The sequence below is a fragment of the Mycobacterium genavense ATCC 51234 genome, assembly GCF_000526915.1.
Classification (GTDB): Bacteria; Actinomycetota; Actinomycetes; order Mycobacteriales; family Mycobacteriaceae; genus Mycobacterium; species Mycobacterium genavense.
In genome coordinates this window covers 1-7,198 of the sequence record NZ_JAGZ01000024.1, presented here as the reverse complement: position 1 = coordinate 7,198, position 7,198 = coordinate 1, and the positions used below count along the sequence as shown (strand labels likewise).

5 protein-coding genes and 1 pseudogene are annotated in these 7,198 nt (G+C 66.4%); all 6 read left to right on the top strand.

All coding sequences use genetic code 11. The features are described 5' to 3' along the window. Nucleotides 1-1,466 (top strand): annotated as a pseudogene (locus tag T428_RS30805) (sulfatase-like hydrolase/transferase); the annotation flags it as partial. Nucleotides 1,467-2,250: 784 nt separating this feature from the next. Then, a complete protein-coding gene (locus T428_RS30800; protein ID WP_425412076.1) occupies nt 2,251-3,636 on the top strand; it encodes a PPE family protein in 1,386 nt (461 codons plus the stop codon). 255 nt (nt 3,637-3,891) lie between these two features. After that, entirely contained in the window at nt 3,892-5,061 is a 1,170-nt protein-coding gene (locus tag T428_RS35585; RefSeq protein WP_281173992.1) for a PE family protein, read from the top strand. Nucleotides 5,062-5,357: 296 nt separating this feature from the next. Continuing rightward, nucleotides 5,358-6,533 (top strand): PPE family protein, encoded by a 1,176-nt coding sequence (locus T428_RS0124515; protein WP_156943056.1) that lies wholly within the window; start codon nt 5,358-5,360, stop codon nt 6,531-6,533. A gap of 7 nt (nt 6,534-6,540) precedes the next feature. Then, complete coding sequence (locus T428_RS0124510) at nt 6,541-6,837, top strand: WXG100 family type VII secretion target (protein WP_025738061.1); 297 nt, start codon at nt 6,541-6,543, stop codon at nt 6,835-6,837. A 72-nt stretch (nt 6,838-6,909) separates the two neighbouring features. Next, a complete protein-coding gene (locus T428_RS0124505; protein ID WP_025738060.1) occupies nt 6,910-7,194 on the top strand; it encodes a WXG100 family type VII secretion target in 285 nt (94 codons plus the stop codon). Nucleotides 7,195-7,198: the final 4 nt, after the last annotated feature.

The following is a 7,198-nucleotide window of genomic DNA, read 5'->3' as shown; positions in this document are numbered from 1 at the left end:
GCTGGACAGCAAAGAGAAGAAGTTGTTCTCGCGGATGGCCGAGGTGTTCGCCGGCTTCTTGTCCTACACCGACGCGCAGATCGGCCGGATCCTGGATTACCTCGAGGAGTCCGGCCAGTTGGACAACACCATCATCGTGGTGATCTCCGACAACGGTGCTAGCGGCGAGGGCGGTCCGAACGGGTCGGTGAACGAGGGCAAGTTCTTCAACGGTTACATTGACACCGTCGAGGAGAGCATGAAGCTCTTCGACCACCCCGGTGGGCCGGAAACCTTCAACCATTACCCGATCGGCTGGGCGATGGCATTCAACACGCCCTACAAGCTCTACAAGCGCTACGCCTCGCATGAGGGCGGCATCGCCGATCCGGCGATCATCTCCTGGCCCAACGGGATTGCCGCGCACGGCGAGATCCGCGACAACTACGTCAACGTCTGCGACATCACCCCGACCGTCTATGACCTGCTGGACATGACGCCACCGGAGACGGTCAAGGGGATTACGCAACGACCGCTAGACGGTGTGAGTTTCAAAGCGGCGCTGGCCGATCCGGCTGCCGATACCGGCAAGCACACGCAGTTCTACACCATGCTGGGCACCCGCGGGATCTGGCACAACGGCTGGTTCGCCAACACCGTGCACGCCGCCACACCGGCCGGCTGGTCGAATTTCGACGCCGACCGCTGGGAGTTGTTCCACATCGAGGCCGACCGCAGCCAATACACCGATCTGGCCGCCGAGCACCCCGAGAAGCTGGAAGAGCTTAAGGCGCTGTGGTTTTCCGAGGCCGCCAAGTACAACGGCCTGCCACTGGCGGATCTGAACCTGATCGAGACGATGACCCGATCCCGGCCCTACCTGGTGGGGGAGCGGACCAGCTACATCTACTACCCCGACTGCGCGGACGTCGGAATCGGTGCCGCCGCGGAAATCCGCGGCCGCTCGTTCAGCGTGCTGGCCGACGTCACCGTTGATACCACCGGCGCAGAAGGGGTGCTGTTCAAGCAGGGCGGCGCGCACGGCGGGCATGTGCTATTCATCCAGGACGGGCGCCTGCACTATGTCTACAACTTCCTGGGCGAGTGATGTCTACAACTTCCTGGGCGAGTGCCAGCAACTGGTGTCTTCCGCGGCCGCGGTCCCGTTGGGCCGACACGTTTTCGGCGCCAGCTACGCGCGGACGGGAACCGTGGCGAACAGTCATACCCCGCTGGGCGACGTCACCCTGTTCATCGACGACGAGGTGGTGGGCACGCTCGCGGATGTGACCGCCCACCCCGGAACCTTCGGCTTGGCCGGCGCCGGCATCACCGTCGGCCGAAACGGTGGTTCCGCGGTGTCCAGCCGGTACAAGGCGTCGTTCCTCTTCACCGGCGGCACCATCGCCAGTGTCCGCCTCGACTTCTCCGGGCGGCCCTACCATGACGTGGAGAAGGAGCTGGCATTGGCCTTCGCCCGCGATTAAAAGCCAAGCCGGTCAATCCTTTGACAACGTTGATGCGGGAGCATCAGGAGACTCGGATAAAGCCACAATGTGACGGCGACGGACCGCAGCCGCACCATCGGTGCCATCCGGAGGGGATGCCGGTCATCTTGGGCGCCAGCGTCGACCGGCGGAAAGACGCGCCTCCGACGCACGGCTGGTTCTGCGGACGCGCGCCCAACAGCGCCGGGCCGCGAGTCCTGCTGCACGACTTCGGGTTTTACGCGGCACCCGTCAGTTTCGTCGGTTACGTCAATCCGCGCTGGTTTGACACCCGGCACCGGCCGGCATGCTTCAGCGGGGCGCCCATACGGCTTACGCCCAGCCCCTACCGCCAAAGGTGGTGTTCTTCAACCGCTTTCTGGATCGAATCCCGTGCTACCACCTCGATGACCAGTACTACTCGGCGCAGCGGCGTGGCCTGCTGCCGACGGTGGGCAATCTGCGGTGTATCTTACGACCGCTCGTTTGCCCACCGCGCAACCGGGAGACCTCGAGCGCTTCATTCACTGCACCCTGGATGGCCGAGCGTTTTGCTGGCACCTGCGACCCACCGATCCCGACAGCGAGCCAGCTGGCCTGCACACGGTCGGGATGTGGCGGGACTAGCCGGACGCCGCAGATGTCCAAAGAGCAAAGAACACAAGGACATACACGGAACTTGGCGGCACGCTGACCCGACCACTTCGGTACCGGCCGCGCACGAAACGCCGAGGCGCGGACAATCCGACTGACGAAGGGTGGTGCCGTGACGGTGCCGATTTGGATGTCGTCGCCTCCGGAAGTGCATTCCCTACTGCTGAACGCTGGGCCCGGCTTGGGCCCGATGCTGGCAGCGGCCGCCGAATGGCTGCGCCTCGGTGAGCAATACGCCCGCACTGCAACCGAATTGGCCGCGATCCTGGCCGACACGCGGGCCGGGTCGTGGCAGGGCCCAACCGCAGATCGCTACGTCGCAGCCCACCTGCCCTATCTGCGGTGGCTCGACGCGACCGCCGCCGAATGCGCCACCACGGCGGCAGCACAGCAAGCAGCGGCCGTGGCATATACCGCCGCGGTGACCGCGATGCCCACCGCGGAGGAATTGGCGCTCAACCACGCCCTGCACGCCGCCCTGCTGGTGACCAACTTCTTCGGCATCAACACGATTCCGATCGCGCTCAACGAAGCCGACTATGCACGCATGTGGGTGCAGGCCGCCGAGACGATGGCGGTGTACCAGGCGACGTCGGCCATTGCAGTGGCAACGGCGCCGCCCGCCTGTCCGGCGCCCCAGATCCTCGGGACCGACGCCCGGATGGACGATATGGGCTCGGGCACCGCGACATCGGGCATGGATATGGGGCCACCGACATCGCCGACCGGATTGATCAATCAGATCAAATGGCTGATTCAGCAGATCGTGGAGCAGCTGGAATTCCTGATCAAGTGGATCTTCGATCCCTCGACGTTCACGCCCAAACAGATTGTGCAGGCACTGATTCATACGCTGTGGACCATGGTGACGCAGCTGATCCTGGACCTAATCCTGCACCCCGGAACCGGCAACTTCTTCCTGGTGCTGGCGTACGCATCAATGGCCCTGGTCCACGCGAGCCAGCTGGTGATGCCCTATCTGCTCCCGCTGTTGGCTCCGACGTCCTTGCTCACCGTCGCGGGCCTGGGAGGCTTGGGGGCGTTGGGCGCCCTCCCGTTGCCGTCGGTGATCCCGCCCGCGCCACCAATGGGCGCCGAGCCCCTTGCCGCCGCCGACCGGCCGGCGGCCGTCACCGCGGCCCCCGCGGCAGCAACCGCCACCCTCAACACCGCGCCGACATCCCCGCCGCCGGCTGGCTTGCCGCCCTACGTCGTGTGCCCCGCCCCCGAGTTCGGTGGCGAGCTAGACCCGCACGCCGGCGCCGCGACAGCGTGTGCCGCGCAATACAGTTCGGCGAGGCAACACACGGTCGCCGCCGCGGAGTCGGCCACGGTGGACAGAAAGAGGGCCAGGGACAAGGACCGGGCCCACCGATACGAATACCTGGACGTCGCCCCGAGGCCGCGGCGGACGTGGATGAGCCCGTGCTTCCCAGCGTGCAGGGCGCCGGCCGGCTGGGATGCACCGGCACCGTCGCGGCCGAAGGTAAAGCCAGAGGGCTCATCCACCGCATGACAGCCGATCCGGTGGGCGACGCACCACTGCTGCCCGGACCTGGAGCCCCAGCGGTGCCTAACCGCCAATCCCCGGTCGTCTCACGCTCTATCCGGCTGGGCCAGCCTCCGACATCAAACTTCTTACGAAGTCAGACATTTGACCGATGATCCGACATCGAACGCCTCTCTAACGTGAGCGCTGTGTCGAGCGCCACACGGCACCCAGTTCTGTGATGGCCTTCAACGTCGAGGGGAGTTGTGAAACGTGTCATTCGTGAGCGTCGCGCCGGAGTATGTCGCTGCGGCAACTAGTGACTTGTCGGGTATCGGTTCGGTGATCGAGGCGGCCAGCACGGCCGCGGCGGGGCCAATCGCGGCGGTCCAGCCTCCGGCCGCCGACCCGGTTTCGGCCCAAATTGCGCAGCTCTTCACCGGGCACGCGCAGGCCTACCAAACGGCCAGTGTGCAAAACGCGGCGTTCCACCGGGATTTCGTGCAAACGTTCGGCGCCAGTTGCGCCGCCTACGTGCGCACCGAGGCAACGAACATGACACCGCTGCGATCACTTTCGGGCAGTGCGACCAGCCCGGTGAATGCGGCGCGTAAACCGTTAGGGCCGCTGCTGCTCCGCGATCACGGGACACTGTTGAGCAACCGCTCCGCCGTCACTGCGAGCGGTCGACACCTGCCCCTTGCCGGCGGCCATCGCCTCGACAGCACCGGCGCTGGCTTGCGCTCGGGCGGCGCGATGACAGCGAGGAACCTGCTCGCGCCCCACGAAGGCCGCAACGGCGCGCCATCGCCGCCAAACGTGAACACCGACCCCCGATTTCCGTTCTTCCATCAGGTGCTCCTCAACCAGGTCGGCTACTGGCGCACCCTGTTCGAGGCGCTGAAAACCCTGAACCCGGAAACGATTTGGAACGCCGTCAAGACGGTCACCACGCAAATGGTACAGAACTTCTCCCGGGTGCTGGGCAACCTCACCGACTTCAGCTTCTTCCTGCACGGAGGTCTGCGCGGCTTCGAGATCTTCTTCGGCACACCCCTTGCACTGGCATTCGACTTCCTTGGCGCTCCGGTCAACGCACTGATCGCGCTGAAGGCCAGCATCTCCGCGTTCAGCGCCGCCCTGCACGCCGGGGACGTGCTCGGGGCGCTGACCGCCGTCGTCGAGGCACCGGTCAAGATGGCCAACGCGTTCCTGTTCGGCCAGACCATGCTGGATTGGACGTTGCCGATGGTGTTCTTGCCGGCGCTGACCTCCCTGGAGATCCAGGTGCCGATGGGTGGTTTGTTCGCCCCCCTGCGCAGCGGCGCCATCATCGTCAATGGCGGTGATTTAAAGATCATGAAGGGCACCCAATTCGGTGGCTTCTTCTCCGGGATCCGCGACGTCGGCCGTCAACTGGAACAGTTGATCAGCCTGTCGGCGGGAGAATGACCCCCACTGCACACACGGGGCGACGATGAGGCCGCCTCAATCCGTCTCGCGTACAACGGCTTCGACGAGACGGATGTGAAAACTGTAGCTCCCGCTTAGGCATCGGTAGCGACCACATTCGTCTACGACATCTCTGCCGGGTCGATTTAGGACCTTCCTCCGATGTTCCCGTTCGCGTTTCCGCGAACTCTGGATTCGCATGGTGCGACGCGACTCGCGTTCGCTCGCGTTCGGAACAGACGACCCGATGCGGTCAGGCCTGCCCGCCTGGCAGGCGTTGGTGAAGGAGTGGTTTGGTGTTGGATTTTGTGGTGTTTGCTCCGGAGGTTAATTCGGGGCGGATGTATGCCGGTGTGGGTTCGGGGCCGTTGCATGCTGCGGCTGCGGGTTGGGATGGTTTGTCCGCGGATTTGGCGGGGGCGGCGGAGTCGTTTGCCTCGGTGATCACCCAGACCACCGAGGGTGGGTCGTGGCGGGGTGTGGGCGCGGCGGCGACGACCGCCAGTGCGGCCCCGTATGTGGGCTGGTTGCACGCCACCGCCGCAGCCGCCGGGGAGGCCGCGGCCGCGGTGCGGACCGCGGCGGCGGCGTTTGAAACCGCGCGCTCGGCCACGGTGCACCCCGAGGCGGTCGCGGCGAACCGGGCCCTGCTGGCCTCGCTGGTGGCGTCGAATGTGTTGGGGCAAAACACCCCAGCGATCGCGGCCACCGAGGCCCAGTACGGGCAGATGTGGGCCCAGGATGTGGCCGCGATGTCGGGCTATCAGGCCGCCGTGCACGCCGTGTCGCAGCGGCTGGCGCCGTTTACCGCACCCCCGGCCAAAGGCAGCGGGGCCACCCCGACTAAGCCGGTGATCAACCCCAACTTCACGCCGACCGGCTCGGGGTTGACCCCCACGGGTGGATTGACCCCGACCGGTGGGCATGGCGGCACCGCCACCGGCGGGGGCGCCGGCCCGGTCACCCCGGGTACCGGTGGTGGCGGTGCCGGCGGGTCGGTGATGTCGATGGCGGCCTCGATGGTCGAAGAGGGCGCCATGACCGGCGCGTCGATGGCGATGATGCCGCTGACCTCCATGATGGGCGGCACCCCCGCCACCGCCCCGACCGACACCGCCGCCGCGGCTGCTGGTTTGGCCGAGGCACCCGCGGCCGCGGCGGGTGCCGGGGTGTCCGGGCCTGTGGCCGCCGGTCTGGGTGGGGCCCGCCCCATCGGCGGACTGTCGGTGCCCCCCTCCTGGGCGGCTCCGCTGGCCGGTGAAACCGCCGGGGTGCCCGCCCTTGCCGGGGTGGGCGCCGCGGGTGTCAACGCGGTGCCCGCCGGTATGAGTGGGGCCGCCCCGATGGGCGGCATGCCGATGATGCCCATGGGCGGTGCCGGAGCACCCCTGGCCGCCGCCGGAGCCGCCGGCATGCCCGGTGCCGGCGGGGCCGGCCGCGGCCCCTGTGTGGGTGCACCGGAAAGGAAGTAGAAGGCAAATGACTTCTCGTTTTATGACCGACCCCGCCGCGATGCGGGCCATGGCGGGCCGTTTTGACACCCACGCCCAAACCATCTCCGATGAGGCCCGCAAAATGTGGGCGTCCTCGCTCAACATCGCCGGCTCCGGCTGGAGCGGCAGCGCCCAGGCCACCTCGCACGACACCCTAAGCCAGGCCAACACGGCGTTCACCAACATCGTGACCATCCTCGGCGACGTGCGTGACAACCTGCTGCGCGACGCCACCCGCTACGAAACCCAGAAACACGCCTCCCAGCAGATCCTGCGCGGCTAACCCCACCCCATTCACTGCGGCCACAGTGTGTTGCCGCACAAACACTTTCACAGAAAGGAACACACGTTCATCATGACGATCAACTACCAATTCGGTGATGTCGCCGCCCACGGCGCCACCATCCGCGCCCAAGCTGCAGCCCTAGAAGCCGAACACCAAGCCATCATCGCCGACGTCCTCGCCGCCGGGGACTTCTGGGGCGGCGCCGGCTCCACCGCCTGCCAAGAATTCATCACCCAACTCGGCCGCAACTTCGCCGTCATCTACCAATCCGCCAACACCCACGGCCACAACATCACCAACGCCGGCGACCACATGGCCACCACCGACGCCACCGTCGGCAGCAACTGGGCCTAACAAC